Below are 15,391 nucleotides of genomic sequence, written 5' to 3'. Positions count from 1 at the left end.
GAGGGGCGGCCGAGGGGCCGCTGGAGGCGGACGGCGCCAACCGGCCGTTGACCCTGCCCTCAAATTCGGCGAGGTCTCCTCATGATACGGACACGAAGCCCTGCTAGGGTCCGGTTCGTGGGATGGGACGTCCGGTGGGGCGAGACGTCCGAACGCGGGATCCTGGTGCGGATGGGTATGGTTGAAAGTCTGCGGGCCCTCTTGCGCCGGCGGCCGCCGCGCGAGGACGGCCGCCGCGGCCGGCGGCGGCTGTCGGACATTCTCGTGGCGCTGGCGAACGATCCGGCGCGCGACCGTATCTCGATCGGGACGCTCCTCGAAGGCATGCAGAACCGGGCCTTCGGGGCACTTCTCATCGTGTTCGCCCTGCCGAACGCCATCCCGACGCCGCCCGGAACCTCCACGGTGCTCGGCATCCCGCTGATCTTCCTCGCCGCCCAGCTGGCGCTCGGCTGGCGCCGGCCCTGGCTGCCGCCGGTGATCGCCGACCGGTCGATCCCGCGCGACACGTTCGGCAGCCTCGTCAGCTCCATGCTGCCCTGGCTGCAGCGGGCGGAGCGGCTGTCCCGGCCGAGGCTGGTGCGGCTGGTGCGCGGCCCGTTCGCCCGGGTGATCGGCGTGCTCTGTCTCGTCCTTTCGTTGATCCTGGTGCTGCCGATCCCCCTCGGCAACATGCTGCCGGCCTTCTCGATCTGCCTTCTGTCGATCGCCGTCCTGGAGCGGGACGGCCTGACGGCGCTCCTCGGCCTCGTGTCGTCGTCGGCCTCGCTCGTCCTCGTGGGCGGCGTCCTCTACGCGCTGACGAAGGCTGCCCTCTTCGTGGGCGAGGCGGTTTTCTGAGCAGAATCCGCGCCTTGTCTTCGCACCCGCATCATGAACGGGTTCTTTTCGGGGCGCGGAACAACGCCCCGCCTTGAGCGTTGGCTCGCCATGTCCAGTGAGAAGCGCCACGTCGGGTACCGCCCTGCCGGCCGCACGCCGCCGTGCGGCTGCGCGCGCTCGTGCGGCATCGACGGCCAAGGCTGCGCTCGCCTATTCCGTTCCGGCGCAAACTTCATTATGATTTCAAACAGCTACCGTCATCGTTTCGCCGCATCCCCCCGGTCTTCTCGGTCCCGTCATTTCGTTCCGGTCTTCCAAGCCGTGCCCCGCCTCCGGCCGACATCGTCGGTCGGTCTCGCGCGGGGCCATGGCGCGGGCCGGCTCCGCATGTCGAGACCTGACGGGCGATCGGCGGGCCGGACGGCGGATGCCGGCGCGAAAACATGTTGCGTCGCAGCGAATTCGTGGTCCGACTGGCGGAACGCGTCCCGGGTCTGACGGCCGATCGCCGGCTCTCCCCGCACGTGCTCCACCCGCCGGACCGCGGCGTATCTCTGGTCGAGTGGAGCCCCTGTGGATCTCAATTTCGGAACAAGCGACCCCAACCGTCGCGACGTGCTCAAGACCGCCGCGTCCGCGCTCGCCACCGTCCTGTTGGCGGCCGGGGTCGAACCGGCTCTCGCCCAGGCCGCCGTGCAGGCGAACTTCGCCGTCACGGGCCGCTTCACCCGCTCCACGGTGGCCGAGGCAGCCCGAAGCCTGGCCAAGGCGCCGTTCCAGCCGCTGGACGCCTCCCTGCCGGAGGTGCTGGCGCAACTGACCTACGACCAGTACCGGGACATCCGCTTCAAGCCGGACCGGGGCATCTGGGCCAACACGGGGCTGCCGTTCCAGATGCAGCTGTTCCACCGGGGCTTCTACTACAAGGAGCCGGTGGAGGTGGCGATCGTGGAGAACGGCGAGGCGAAGCACCTCGCCTACGACCCGACCATGTTCAACATGGGGCCGCTGGTGCCCCAGCCGGTGCCGACCGAGGACATCGGCTTCTCGGGCATCCGCCTGCACGGGCCGATCAACCGGCCCGACTATTATGACGAGGTGGTGGTGTTCCAGGGGGCGAGCTACTTCCGCTCCCTCGGCCGGGGGCAGATCTACGGCCTCTCGGCGCGGGCGCTCGCCATCAAGACCGGCGACCCGGAGGGGGAGGAATTCCCCATGTTCCGGGCCTTCTGGGTGGAGACCCCGGTCGCCGGCAGCGAGACCTGCGTGATCCACGCGCTTCTGGACAGCCCGTCCACCACCGGCGCCTTCCGGTTCACGGTCCGGCCCGGCATCCCGACGCTGATGGACGTGGAGGCGCAGCTCTTCCCCCGGGTGGACCTGGAGCGGATCGGCCTCGCGCCCGGCACCTCCATGTTCTTCTTCTCGTCCAACGGCCGACAGAACGTGGACGACTTCCGGCCGGAGGTGCACGACAGCGACGGCCTCCTGATGATCACCGGGCGCGGCGAGCGCCTGTGGCGGCCGCTCGCCAACCCGAAGGACCTGCAGATCTCCGCCTTCGTGGACCGAAGCCCGCGCGGCTTCGGCCTGATCCAGCGGGACCGGGACTTCAACAGCTACCAGGACCTGGAGGCCGGCTACGAGCGGCGGCCGAGCCTCTTCGTGGAGCCGGTGGGCGACTGGGGCGCGGGCGCGGTGACGCTGGTGGAGATCCCGACCAACGCGGAGATCCACGACAACATCGTGGCCTTCTGGTCGCCGCAGGACCGGATCCCGGCCGGCTCGGAATATTTCTACGCCTACCGGCTCGCCTGGGGCGGCGATCCGGCCATGGGCCTCGGCTCGGCGGTGATCCACGCGACCCGGTCCGGGCGGGCGGACATCGGCCAGCCGACCCCCGAGCGGCTGTTCGTGATCGACTACACGTTCGTGCCCGGCGTCGACCGGGGCACCCTCGGCGCCCCGAAGGCGACCGTGAGCGCCTCCAAGGGCACGATCCGCAACGTGGTGATCCACGACAACCCGACCATCGGCGGGCTCCGGCTGTCGTTTCAGCTGGACCCGCAGAACGAACCGCTGATCGAGCTGCGCGCCAACCTGACCTTCGAGACGGGCGCGCCGGCCGAAACCTGGGTGTACCGATGGACCGCGTGATCAGCCTCGTGGCCGAACCGGCCGACAGCGCCCCGACGTCCGCGGCCCCGACCGCGACCGTGACCGCCGCCATGCCGCCGGAAACGCCCGGCGCGATGCCAGCGCAGAGCCTGTCGACCTTCGACCGCCGGGCGAGGCGCGCCCTCGTCAGCCCGGCGTCCCGGTCGAGCCGGCTGAAGCGCCTGCTGGTGATGGGCGGATCGCTGGCCCTCATCGCCTACGCGGTGTCGGAGATGTACGGCGTGCTCTCCATCGGCGACCTGACGCCGGTGGAGGCGGTGGTGCTGGCGTTGTTCGCCGTCACCTTCGCGTGGATCGCCATCTCGTTCGTCGCCTCCCTGGCGGGCTTCGCCACGCTGGTGTCCCGGCGCCTCGCCGGCCGGCCGGAGGCGCCGGCCGCGCCGCTGGCGCGGCGGACCGCCATGCTGATGCCGACCTACAACGAGGATCCGTCGCGCATCTTCGCCGCCATCGAGGCGATGGCGGTGTCGGTGCACGATCTCGGCCAGGGCCACGCGTTCGACTGGTTCGTCCTGGCCGACACGACGGACCCGGAGATCGCCCTCCAGGAGGAGGCGGCGCTGCTCGCCGCCCGCCAGCGGCTGGGCGACAAGGCGCGGATCCACTACCGCCGCCGGCGCAACAACGTGGCCAAGAAGGCCGGCAACGTGGCCGACTTCTGCCGCCGCTGGGGCCGCAGCTACGACCACCTGCTGGTGCTCGACGCCGACAGCCTGATGGACGCCCGCACCATCGTGGAGCTCGCCCGGCGGATGGAGGCGGACCCGGACGCGGGCCTGATCCAGACCATCCCGATGCTGGTCAACGGCACCACCGTGGTGGCGCGCCTGCAGCAGTTCGCCGGCCGTGTCTACGGGCCCGTGGTCGGCACCGGCCTGTCCTGGTGGGTGCAGAAGGAAGGCAACTTCTGGGGCCACAACGCCATCATCCGGACCGAGGCCTTCATGTCGGCCGCGGGCCTGCCGGACCTGCCGGGCAAGCCGCCGTTCGGCGGCCACATCCTCAGCCACGACTTCGTGGAGGCGGCGCTCATCCGACGGGCCGGCTGGACGGTGATCATCGCCGACGACCTCAGCGGCTCGTTCGAGGAGAGCCCGCCGTCGCTGATCGACCTCGCCGTCCGCGACCGGCGCTGGTGCCAGGGCAACCTGCAGCACGCCAAGGTGATCGGCGCCAAGGGGCTGCACTGGGTGAGCCGGATGCACCTCCTGACCGGCATCATGTCCTACGCGGCCTCGCCGCTGTGGCTGCTGCTGATCCTCGCCGGCCTCGCGCTCGCCCTGCAGGCGCACTTCATCCGGCCGGAATACTTCAAGGACGAGTTCCAGCTGTTCCCGTCCTGGCCGCGGATCGACCCGGAGCGCGCGCTCGCCCTCTTCGGGCTCACCATGGGCGTGCTGTTCGGGCCGAAGATCATGGGGCTGATCGCCTTCATGCTGGACGGCAAGGCCCGCAAGGCCTCCGGCGGCGTCCTCGGCCTTCTCGGCAGCTTCGTGTTCGAGGTGATCGTCTCGGCCCTGATCGCGCCGATCATGATGCTGATCCAGACCGGCGCCATCTCGGAGATCCTGATGCGCCGGGACGCGGGCTGGAAGCCGCAGCGGCGCGACGACGGCGGCCTGCCGCTGCGCGAGCTGATCCACCGGCACCGCTGGCACATGATCTCCGGCGTCGCGCTCGCGGCGGCGGCGCTGGCGGACAGCTGGGTGCTGCTCGCCTGGCTGGCGCCGGCCGTGACGGGCCTCTTCCTGGCGGTGCCGATCTCGGCCATGACCGGTTCGGCGGCGATCGGCCGGGCCGTCAAGCGGATCGGCTTCCTGAAGACGCCGGAGGAGACGAACCCGCCGGAGATCCGCCACCTGATGGCGAGCGCGCGGCCGGCCTACGAGGCGGCGCTGGACCGGACGCCGGATATCGTGCGGCTCGTCAGCGACCCGGCCTGGCGGCGCGCGCACCTGTCCCTGGTGGACAAGCTGCCCGAGCGGCCGCGCGGCAAGGTGGACCCGATCTCCGCCCTGGTGGCGGCCAAGATCGCCGAGGCCGAGACGGCGGAGGAGGCGGTGTCCTTCATGGACACCAAGGAGCGCTCCACCCTGATCGCGACGCCGAAGCTGGTGGAGGCGCTGGCGCGCCTGCCGGTGCGGCGCTCCGAAGCCGCGGCGGAGTAGGCGCCGCGGCCGGTGAACCCTGACGGACCGCTCCGGCGAGGAGAGCTCCGGCGGTGAAGAGGGTGGCCGGACCGCGCCGGCCGGCGGCCGCGCCCGATGATCGCGCCGACCGCGCCCCGACAGGCCGACGGTCCCGGATTCTGCAGACCAGACATGCGGGCCGACGCGCCCGGCGCGCCGTCCCTCCGCACGTTCCGCGATCTTCCTGCAGGGCAATACGACTTTCAGGTCGGCCCTTTCGCCGCAGGGCGGGGCATGCCGTCTGTTCGGGCACAAACTCATCTACTAAAAGGATTCAGCTCAGGCTGGGTCAGCGTTCCGTTCAGGGGGCCAAGAGTGCCAATCAAGAAGTTGCTCGTCGCCAACCGCTCCGAGATCGCGATCCGCGTCTTCCGGGCGGCCAACGAACTCGGCCTTCAGACCGTGGCGGTGTTCGCCGAGGAGGACAAGCTCGCCCTGCACCGGTTCAAGGCGGACGAGGCCTACCAGATCGGCAAGGGGCTGGGGCCCATCGAGGCCTATCTGAGCATCCCGGACGTGATCCGCGTCGCCCAGGAGAGCGGCGCCGACGCCATCCACCCGGGCTACGGCCTGCTGTCGGAGAGCCCGGAGTTCGCCGAGGCCTGCGCGGAGGCCGGCATCATCTTCATCGGCCCGTCACCCGAGACCATGCGCCAGCTCGGCAACAAGGTGGCGGCCCGCAACCTCGCCATCTCGGCCGGCGTGCCGGTGATGCCGGCGACCGACCCGCTGCCGGACGACATGGAGGTGGTGAAGGCGGAGGCGCGGCGCATCGGCTATCCGGTGATGCTGAAGGCCTCCTGGGGCGGCGGCGGCCGCGGCATGCGGGTGATCCGCGACGAGGCGACCCTGCTGAAGGAGGTGACGACCGCCAAGCGAGAGGCCAAGGCGGCTTTCGGCAAGGACGAGGTCTACCTGGAGAAGCTCGTCGAGCGGGCGCGCCATGTGGAGGTGCAGATCCTCGGCGACAAGCACGGCCAGGTGGTGCACCTGTTCGAGCGTGACTGCTCGGTCCAGCGGCGGCACCAGAAGGTGGTGGAGCGCGCGCCGGCGCCCTACCTGACCGACGCCCAGCGGGCGGACCTGACCGCCCACGCGGTGAAGATCGGCCACGCGACGAACTACTACGGCGCCGGCACCGTGGAGTTCCTGATGGACGCCGACACCGGCGCCTTCTACTTCATCGAGGTGAACCCGCGCATCCAGGTGGAGCACACCGTCACCGAGGAGGTGACGGGCATCGACATCGTCAAGGCTCAGATCCACATCCTGGAAGGGGCGAAGATCGGCACGCCGGAGTCGGGCGTGCCGGCGCAGGAGGCAATCGTCCTCAACGGGCACGCCCTGCAGTGCCGCATCACCACCGAGGATCCGGAGCAGACCTTCATTCCGGACTACGGCCGGATCACCGCCTACCGGGCGCCGACCGGCTTCGGCATCCGGCTCGACGGCGGCACCGCCTACGCGGGCGCCTTCATCACCCGCTACTACGACCCGCTTCTGGAGAAGCTGACCGCCTGGGCGCCGTCGCCCGAGGAGGCGATCCTCAGGATGCAGCGGGCGCTGCGCGAGTTCCGCATCCGCGGCGTTGCGACCAACCTGACCTTCCTCGACAACATCATCAGCCACCCGAAATTCCAGGCGAACCGCTACACCACGCGCTTCATCGACGAGACGCCGGAGCTGTTCGTCCAGGTGAAGCGCCGCGACCGGGCGACCAAGCTCCTCACCTACATCGCCGACGTGACGGTGAACGGCCATCCGGAGACCCGCAAGCGGGCGAAGCCCGCCGCGCTCGCCCGGCCGGAGGCCCCGACCTTCAAGACGTCGATCCAGCCCGGCACCCGCGACCTCCTGAAGGCGCGTGGCCCGAAGGCGCTGGCCCGGTGGATGCGCGAGCAGAGCCGGGTGCTGGTGACCGACACCACCATGCGCGACGGCCACCAGTCGCTGCTCGCCACGCGCATGCGCACCTATGACGTGGCGGCGGTGGCCGAGGCCTACGCCCGCTCCCTGCCGGGGCTGTTCTCGCTGGAGTGCTGGGGCGGCGCGACCTTCGACGTCGCCATGCGCTTCCTGACCGAGGACCCGTGGGAGCGCCTCGCCCTGGTGCGCGACCGGGCGCCGAACCTCCTGCTGCAGATGCTGCTGCGCGGATCGAACGGCGTCGGCTACACCAACTATCCGGACAACGTGGTCCGCTACTTCGTTCGCCAGGCGGCCGACAGCGGGGTGGACGTGTTCCGGGTGTTCGACTGCCTGAACTGGGTGGAGAACATGCGCGTCGCCATGGACGCGGTGCTCGACGCCGACAAGGTGTGCGAGGCGGCGATCTGCTACACGGGCGACATCCTCGATCCGGACCGGGCCAAGTACGACCTGAAGTACTACGTGTCGCTCGCCAAGGAACTGGAGCGGGCCGGCGCCCACGTGATCGGCATCAAGGACATGGCCGGCCTCCTGAAGCCCAGCGCCGCGCGCGTGCTGTTCCGGGCGCTGCGCGACGCGACCGACCTGCCGCTCCACTTCCACACCCACGACACCTCGGGCATCGCGGCGGCGAGCGTGCTCGCCGCGGTGGACGAGGGGGTGGACGCCATCGACGCCGCCATGGACGCCTTCTCGGGCACCACGTCGCAGCCCTGCCTCGGCTCCATCGTGGCGGCCCTGGAGGGAAGCGCCCGCGACACCGGGCTCGACCAGGACGCCATCCGGCGGATCTCCTTCTACTGGGAGTCCGTCCGGCAGGTGTACGCGGCGTTCGAGAGCGACCTCAAGGGACCGGCTTCGGAGGTCTACCTCCACGAGATGCCCGGCGGCCAGTTCACCAACCTCAAGGAACAGGCCCGCTCGCTGGGCCTGGAGTCCCGCTGGCACGAGGTGGCGCAGACCTATGCGGACGTGAACCGCCTGTTCGGCGACATCGTGAAGGTGACGCCGTCGTCCAAGGTGGTGGGCGACATGGCGCTCCTGATGGTGGCGTCCGGCCTGAAGCCGGAGGATGTGACCGACCCGGGCAAGGACGTGGCCTTCCCGGATTCGGTGGTGCAGATGTTCAAGGGCGACCTCGGCCAGCCCCCGGGCGGCTGGCCGGCGGACCTGCAGCGCAAGATCCTGAAGGGCGAGGAGCCGATCACCGTGCGGCCGGGCTCGCTGCTGCCGCCGGCGGACCTCGATTCGGTGCGGGTGGACCTCGCCCAGAAGATCGGCGCGACGCCGACGGACGAGGACCTCGCCTCCTACCTCATGTACCCGAAGGTCTTCTCCGACTTCGCCAAGGCGCGGGAGACCTACGGCCCGACGTCGGCCCTGCCTACCCCCGTCTACTTCTACGGCATGACGCCCGGCGAGGAATTGTCGGTGGAGCTGGAGAAGGGCAAGTCGCTGGTGGTGATCTGCCAGGCGATCGGCGAGGCGGACGACGACGGCATGGTGCGCGTCTTCTTCGAACTCAACGGCCAGCCCCGCATGGTGAAGGTGCCGGACCGCAGCCTCGCCGCCGCCGGCAAGGGCGTGCGCCGCAAGGCCGAGGAGGGCAACCCCAACCATGTGGCCGCCCCCATGCCGGGCGTCGTCTCCACCCTGGCGGTGAAGGCCGGCCAGGCCGTGAAGGCGGGCGACGTGCTCCTCTCCATTGAAGCCATGAAGATGGAGACGTCCATTCACGCGGAGCGGGACGGCACCATCGCCGAGGTGGTGGCGAACCGCGGCGCGCAGATCGACGCCAAGGACCTGCTGCTGGTCTACGCGGGGTGAGGGGAGGCGGCGCCGATCGCTTCGGCGCCTCCGCCGGCTCTCAATCCGCCCGGATGCCGGCCTGGTCCAGGAGCTTCGGGATGCTTTCCCGGAAGGCGAAATAGCCCTTGGTGGCGAGGGGCCAGGCGCGGGTGTCCCAGGCGCGGCGGGCCGTGAGGAGCGGGATGCCGGCGTCGCCGAGGGCGGCGCGGGCCTGGTCGAGCCAGGCGGCGACCGGGCCGACCGGGGCGTAGGCGGTGACGAGCGCCTCCAGATCGTGAGCGACCGCCCAGTCTGCGACGGCGGCGGCATCCGCGTCGTCCGGCAGGCGAACGGCCGAAGCGGCCGGGGCGGTCGCGGCCGCGCGGGCGAGGGCGTCGTCGAGGGCGCCGGACAGGAAGGCGCGGGCGGCGGCGCCGGTCTCGCCGAAGCCGGCGCGAGCCCGGGCGCCGGGATGCGCCACGGCGGCGATCGCCGCCACCGCGTCGCCATCGAGCCCCAGCGCTTCGGCGAGACAATCCTCCTCGGTCACCAGGAGGCCGACCCTGTCGGCGGGGCGCAGGCGCGGCGCGCCGTCGGCGGCCGGCGCGAGATCGGCGGCCGGCAGGCCGCGCGGGGGAGGCAGGGGCGCCTCCTCGAGCGGCTCGGCGCGGGTGGCGAGGCCTTCCGGCCGGAACCGGCCTCCCGTGAAGGCGGCGATGTTGTCGGCGGTGGCCAGATAGGTCTTGCCCTTGGTCTGGAGCCCGGCGACCCAGCGCCAGGAGAGCGTGTTGGAGGCGGGGTCCGCGTCCACAAGGGACCGCAGGAAGAGGTCGGCGCCGAGCTCCCAGGGCAGCCGCAGGGTGAAGATCCAGATCGACGCGAACCACATGCGGGCGTGGTTGTGGAGCCAGCCGTCGGCGGCGAGGGACCGGGCGAAGGCGTCGAAGGCGTCGATGCCGGTGCGGCCGGCGACGGCGGCCTCGTAGTCGCGAGACAGCGCGGCGTCGGCCTGGAGCCGCTCCACCGCCGTCACGAGATCGGCCTCGTAGCGCAGGAAGGCGTCCGGGCGGAGCTCCAGCCAGCCCTTCCAGTAGGTGCGCCACATCACCTCCTCGACGAAGCGGGCGGAGTGCCGGGGACCGTGGCGCACGAAGGCCGGACGGATCACCTCCTCCTCCAGAATCAACCGGTGGCGGATGTAGGGGGAGAGGCGCGATACGGCGGACGGTTCCGCGTCGCCCCGGTCGTGGTTTCGCTCCTTGGCGTAGGACTGGCCGGCCCGGGGCAGGAAGGCGCGCAGGCGGGCGAGGCCCTCGGCGCGGGTGGCGGGGAAAACAAGGCTGTTGTCCAAGACGTCCATCATGCTGCACTTAAGGGGTGGGGAGACGGGCGGCACCGACGGCCTATATAGGGCGGGGTCGGAGCGCGTCCCGTCCAACACGCGTCTCGTCCGGGGAGCCCGCATGGCCGACAATGATCTGAGACCACTCGACGGCATCGCGGTGGCGGTGGTGGGCGCCGGCATCGCCGGCCTGACGGCGGCGCGCAAGCTCGCCAAGGCGGGCGCCGCCATCTCGGTGTTCGAGAAGAGCCGGGGGCTCGGCGGCCGGCTCGCGACCCGCCGCGTCGAGGGCGCGAGCGTCGACCACGGCGCGCAATACTTCACCGCCCGCGAGCCGGCCTTCAAGGCCTGGGTGGCGCGGGCCAAGCTGGAGGGGGCGGCAGCCTCCTGGGCGCCGCGCGGCAAGGACGGCGAGGACGACTGGCTGGTCGGAATGCCGGGGATGAGCGGGCTCGTGACCGCGCTGGTGGACGGCTACACGGTGACGAACGAGAAGCGCGTGACGGCCATCCACCAGATGGAGGGCGCGCTGACCCTGAGCTTCGAGGATGGCACCTCCGCGCCCGGTTTCGACCGGGTGGTGGTGGCGGTTCCGGCCCCGCAGGCGGCCGCCCTGGTGAGGCCGTTCGGAGCGCCGTTCGAGCGCATCGCCGATGCCGCCATGGCGCCCTGCTGGACGCTGATCCTCGCCCTCTCGGCGCCGTTCGACCCGGGCTTCGACGTCGCCCGCGACCGCGGCCCGCTGCAGTGGATCGCCTGCAGCGGAACGAAGCCCGGCCGCCAGGGCGAGACGATCGTGGCGCAGGCCAACCCGGCCTGGTCGCGCGAGCACCTGGAGCAGGACGCGGAGAGCATCCGGGACGAACTCCTGCGTCTTCTGGAGGAGGCCGTGGGGCCGATGCCGGCCCGCACCCACGAGGCGGTGCATCGGTGGCGCTACGCCCTCGTCGAGAAGGCGGTGGGCGAGACTTTCCTTTTGTCGCCGGACGGGCGGATCGGCGTCTGCGGCGACTGGCTGATCGCCCCGCGGGTGGAGAGCGCCTGGGCCTCCGGCGACGGGCTCGCCGACGCGCTGATCGCCCGCACCCTGCAGGCCGCCCACGGCTGACGGCCCGCCCGCTTTCCCCCGGACCAGGATGCGCATGCCCGACGTGCTGCCCCATAGCGACCACGGGATCGCCGACGACCGGCCCCCGGTCGTGCTCCTCCACGGCTTCGCCGGCGATGCGCTCGGCTGGACCAACGTGCAGCTGGCGCTGTCGCGGCGTCGGCTGACGGTGGCGTTCGACCTGCCCGGCCACGGGCGGGCGCTGGACTGGCCGGAGGTGGGCCACGCGGGCCTTAGCGCCAAGGCGGTGGCGGCGAGCCTCGACGCCCTGGGGCTGAGGCGCGTGCACCTCGTCGGCCACTCCATGGGCGGTGCGGTGGCGAGCCTGATCGCGCTCCGGTCCCCGGAGCGGATCGCGAGCCTGACGCTGGTGGCGCCGGGCGGGTTCGGGGCCGAGATCGCGCACCGGACCTTGAGGGCGTTCGCGATCGCCCGGAGCGAGGCGGAGATCGCGCCGCTCCTCGACCAGTTCTTCGGCTTCGACCGCCCGCCGTCCCGCCGGATGGCGGGGCAGATCGCCGAGAGCCGGAAGGAGTCCCGGCGGTCGGAGGTGCTGGCCGCGGTGGCGGAGGCCATCCTGGACGGGACGCGGCAGAAGACCGTGGACCGGGCCGCGCTCGGCGACCTGGACGCGCCCGTGAAGGTGATCTGGGGCCGGCAGGACCGCATCCTGCCCGTTCACCAGGCGGACGGGCTGCCGGGCGTCGTCGCGGTGCACCGGTTCGACGGGGTCGGCCACATGCCGCACCTGGAGGCGCACCGGGAGGTGGCCCGCCTGATCGCCGACCAGATCCGCGGCGACTGACGGAGAGGCCGGCGGCGGCGCGGAACTTCACCGGACCTGACGCGTCATACCCTTCGGAAAGCAACACCGGAGGACGTGATGGACCAGAAGACCGACGCCGAGTCCAAGCAGAAGATCTGGGACCTGATCCGCAAGGTGAAGGTCGCCATGATGGCCACCCATGCCGGCGGCGACCACATGCATGCGCGCCCGATGGTGGCGACGCAGCAGGAGTTCGACGGCGTGCTCTGGTTCTTCACCGACAAGCGGAGCCACAAGGTGGACCAGCTGGAAGGCGACCACCGGGTGCTGCTCACCTACGCCGACTGGGACAGCCAGACCTACGTGTCGGTGGACGGCACGGCCTCCATCGTGGTGGACAAGGGCACCATCGACCAGCTGTGGCAGGAGAGCATGCGCACCTGGTTCCCGGGCGGCAAGGACGACCCGAACATCGCGCTCATCCGCGTGCAGGTGGACAGCGCCGCCTATTGGGACAGCCCGTCCAGCACCCTGGTGCACGCCTACGGCTACGTGAAGGCCGCCCTCACCGGCGAGCGCCCGCACCCGGGCGACGTGGGCAAGGTGACGTTCTGAGCGAAAAGCCGGACGGGCCGCACCGCGACCCTGCCGAACGGAAAACCGGCGGCCGTTCCCGAGGGATCGGCCGCCGGTTCGCGTTCAAGACCTGGTCGAGCCCGCCTCACGCAGCCTGCTTGAGGCCCGTGCCGACGATGCGGACGATATCGGCCATGATGTCGGTGAGCTGGAAGTCCTTCGGCGTGTAGACGGCGGCGACGCCCATGGCCTTGAGGGCCTCCGCGTCGTCGGGCGGGATGATGCCGCCGACCACCACGGGCACGTCGTCGAGGCCGTTCTCGCGCATGCGGGCCATCACTTCGCGCACCAGCGGCACGTGGCTGCCGGAGAGGATGGAGAGGCCGACCACGTGGACGGACTCTTCGAGGGCCGCGTTGACGATCTCGGCGGGCGTCAGGCGGATGCCTTCATAGACCACCTCCATGCCGCAGTCGCGGGCCCGGACGGCGATCTGCTCGGCGCCGTTGGAGTGGCCGTCGAGGCCCGGCTTGCCGACCAGGAACTTCAGGCGCCGGCCGAGGGCGTCCGACAGGGCGTCCACGGCGGCGCGCACCGCCTCGATCTCGCCGGCGGAGGCCGACGCGGCGGCGCCGACGCCGGTGGGGGCGCGATATTCGCCGAACACCTGGCGCAGCGTCCGGCCCCACTCGCCGGTGGTGACGCCGGCCTTGGCGGCCGCGATGGACGGCTCCATGATGTTGCGCCCCTCGGCGGCGGCGCTGCGGAGCGCCTCCAGGGCCGCCTCGACCGCCTTCTGGTCGCGGCCGGACCGCCAGGCCTTCACGGCCTCCACGGCCTCCTCTTCCACGTGCTCCGGCACGGTGAGGATGCCGCCGTCGGCGCCGGCGGCGAGCGGGGAGGGCTCCGTCTCGGTGAACTTGTTGACGCCGACCACCACCTGCTCGCCGCTCTCGATGCCGGCGAGGCGGCGGGTGTTGCTCTCCACCAGCGCCCGCTTCATGTAGCCGCTCTCGACGGCCGCGACGGCGCCGCCCATGGCCTGGATCCTGTCGAGCTCCTCGCGGGCCTCCGCCTTCAGGCCTTCCACCTTGGCGGTCATCACGGTGGAGCCGTCGAAGATGTCCTCGTGCTCCAGGAGATCGGTCTCGAAGGCCATGATCTGCTGCATCCGGAGCGACCACTGCTGGTCCCACGGCCGCGGCAGGCCGAGGGCCTCGTTCCAGGCGGGCAGCTGGACGGCGCGGGCGCGGGCGCCCTTGGAGAGGACGACCGCCAGCATCTCGATCAGGATGCGGGTGACGTTGTTCTCCGGCTGCGGCTCGGTGAGGCCGAGGGAATTGACCTGGACGCCGTAGCGGAAGCGGCGGAGCTTCGGGTCGGTGACGCCGTAGCGGCTCTCCAGGATCTCGTCCCAGAGCTCGGTGAACGCCCGCATCTTGGCGATCTCGGTGATGAAGCGCATGCCCGCGTTGACGAAGAAGGAGATGCGGGCGACCGCCTGGGGGAACTCCGCGTCGGGGATGGCGCCGGAGGCCTTCATGCCGTCCAGGATGGAGCAGGCGGTGGCGAGCGCGAAGGCGAGCTCCTGCACCGGCGTGGCGCCAGCCTCCTGCAGGTGGTAGCTGCACACGTTCATCGGGTTCCACTTGGGCATCGCCGTGTAGGTCCAGGCGATGATGTCGGTGGTGAGCCGGATGGAGGGTGTCGGCGCGAACACGTAGGTGCCGCGGGACAGGTATTCCTTGATGATGTCGTTCTGGGTGGTGCCGTTGAGCTTGGCCCGGTCCGCCCCCTGCTCGTCCGCCACCGCCACGTAGAGCGCCAGCAGCCAGGCGGCCGTGGCGTTGATGGTCATCGACGTGTTCATCCGCTCCAGCGGGATCTGGTCGAACAGGCGGCGCATGTCGCCCAGGTGGGCGATCGGCACGCCGACCTTGCCGACCTCGCCGCGGGCGAGCACGTCGTCCGGGTCGTAGCCGGTCTGGGTGGGAAGATCGAAGGCGACGGAGAGCCCGGTCTGGCCTTTGGCGAGGTTGGAGCGGTAGAGCGCGTTGGACGCGGCGGCCGTGGAATGGCCCGCGTAGGTGCGGATGATCCAGGGCTGGTCGCGCTTAACCGGCGCGCCCGCGCCGGAGGCGGGGCTGGCCGAACCGGAGCTGAGGGGGGCGGAACTGACGGGGCCGCGTGGGGGGGTCGCCGGCCCGGTCGGGGTCGTCTCAGCCATCGTGCTCTCCTCCAAAGGGTGCCGCGCGGGGCCGCCGACCGCCGCGGGATGTCCGGTGCCGGTCCGCCCGGGCGCCGCGACGCTCGGTCGCTGGGCCTGACGGGCGGTTCGGGTCCGGGTCTTCTCGCAGCGCACTCTACAGGCCCGTTCGATCCGGCAGGAACCCGGCCAAAAGTCGCGGGTCCGGGGCGGATCCGGCGCGACGGGCCGCGGTTTCCCGGCTTTTCCGGGCGGCGGAAATTCCGTTGAAGCGCCGTTCAGAAAATACTGGTGGGTGGTTGGCGGGCGTCTCGGGCATGTGTTGGCGGATGGGCCGCCGGCGGGAGACCTCCGGCCGGATCCGCAGAAGGTCGTATGGTGCATCCCGGACGGGTCACCCAAGATCATCGCAGTGCAGCATGACGGCGCCGGAGGAGCGTGGCCGTCGTGTCCAATCCGGCAGAGGCGCGACAGGAAAAGAGCGCGA

9 protein-coding genes are annotated in these 15,391 nt (G+C 71.2%); 7 read left to right on the top strand and 2 right to left on the bottom strand.

Annotation, left to right across the window (positions count from 1 at the left end; all coding sequences use genetic code 11):
- The first annotated feature begins 171 nt into the window (after positions 1-171).
- The 4 genes from HND91_RS01280 (at position 172) to pyc (ending at position 8,945) form a co-directional block, all read left to right on the top strand.
- The gene (locus tag HND91_RS01280) at positions 172-840 is read left to right on the top strand and encodes an exopolysaccharide biosynthesis protein (RefSeq protein ID WP_246329238.1); all 669 of its coding nucleotides are present in this window, start codon (positions 172-174) and stop codon (positions 838-840) included.
- A 555-nt stretch (positions 841-1,395) separates the two neighbouring features.
- Positions 1,396-2,979, top strand: coding sequence for a glucan biosynthesis protein (locus HND91_RS01275; protein WP_181704702.1), 1,584 nt, complete (start codon positions 1,396-1,398; stop codon positions 2,977-2,979).
- Entirely contained in the window at positions 2,967-5,168 is a 2,202-nt protein-coding gene (gene mdoH / locus HND91_RS01270) for a glucans biosynthesis glucosyltransferase MdoH (protein WP_181704701.1), read from the top strand. The genes HND91_RS01275 and mdoH overlap by 13 nt, the downstream gene beginning before the upstream one ends.
- Positions 5,169-5,504: 336 nt before the next feature.
- A complete protein-coding gene (gene pyc / locus HND91_RS01265; protein ID WP_343057027.1) occupies positions 5,505-8,945 on the top strand; it encodes a pyruvate carboxylase in 3,441 nt (1,146 codons plus the stop codon).
- A gap of 40 nt (positions 8,946-8,985) precedes the next feature.
- Here the strand turns inward: pyc and HND91_RS01260 are convergent, their stop codons facing one another.
- Positions 8,986-10,269: an FAD-binding domain-containing protein gene (locus tag HND91_RS01260; RefSeq protein ID WP_181704699.1), complete on the bottom strand. Its 1,284-nt coding sequence runs from the start codon at positions 10,267-10,269 to the stop codon at positions 8,986-8,988.
- A gap of 100 nt (positions 10,270-10,369) precedes the next feature.
- Between HND91_RS01260 and HND91_RS01255 the strand changes: the two genes are divergently transcribed.
- From HND91_RS01255 to HND91_RS01245, 3 genes are all read left to right on the top strand, one after another.
- On the top strand, positions 10,370-11,356 hold the full coding sequence (locus HND91_RS01255) for an NAD(P)/FAD-dependent oxidoreductase (RefSeq protein WP_181704698.1): 987 nt from the start codon (positions 10,370-10,372) through the stop codon (positions 11,354-11,356).
- A gap of 34 nt (positions 11,357-11,390) precedes the next feature.
- The gene (locus tag HND91_RS01250; protein WP_210272528.1) at positions 11,391-12,161 is read left to right on the top strand and encodes an alpha/beta fold hydrolase; all 771 of its coding nucleotides are present in this window, start codon (positions 11,391-11,393) and stop codon (positions 12,159-12,161) included.
- A 78-nt stretch (positions 12,162-12,239) separates the two neighbouring features.
- Entirely contained in the window at positions 12,240-12,737 is a 498-nt protein-coding gene (locus tag HND91_RS01245; RefSeq protein ID WP_181704696.1) for a pyridoxamine 5'-phosphate oxidase family protein, read from the top strand.
- Positions 12,738-12,843: 106 nt separating this feature from the next.
- Here HND91_RS01245 and HND91_RS01240 read toward each other — a convergent pair whose 3' ends face one another.
- Entirely contained in the window at positions 12,844-14,925 is a 2,082-nt protein-coding gene (locus HND91_RS01240; RefSeq protein ID WP_181704695.1) for a protein meaA, read from the bottom strand.
- Between the last annotated feature and the right edge of the window lie 466 nt (positions 14,926-15,391).

It is taken from the genome of Chthonobacter rhizosphaerae, assembly GCF_013839525.1.
In the GTDB taxonomy this organism is placed as follows: domain Bacteria; phylum Pseudomonadota; class Alphaproteobacteria; order Rhizobiales; family Pleomorphomonadaceae; genus Chthonobacter; species Chthonobacter rhizosphaerae.
The sequence above is the reverse complement of the archived record's forward strand: the minus strand, read 5'-3'. Positions and strand labels throughout refer to the sequence as shown.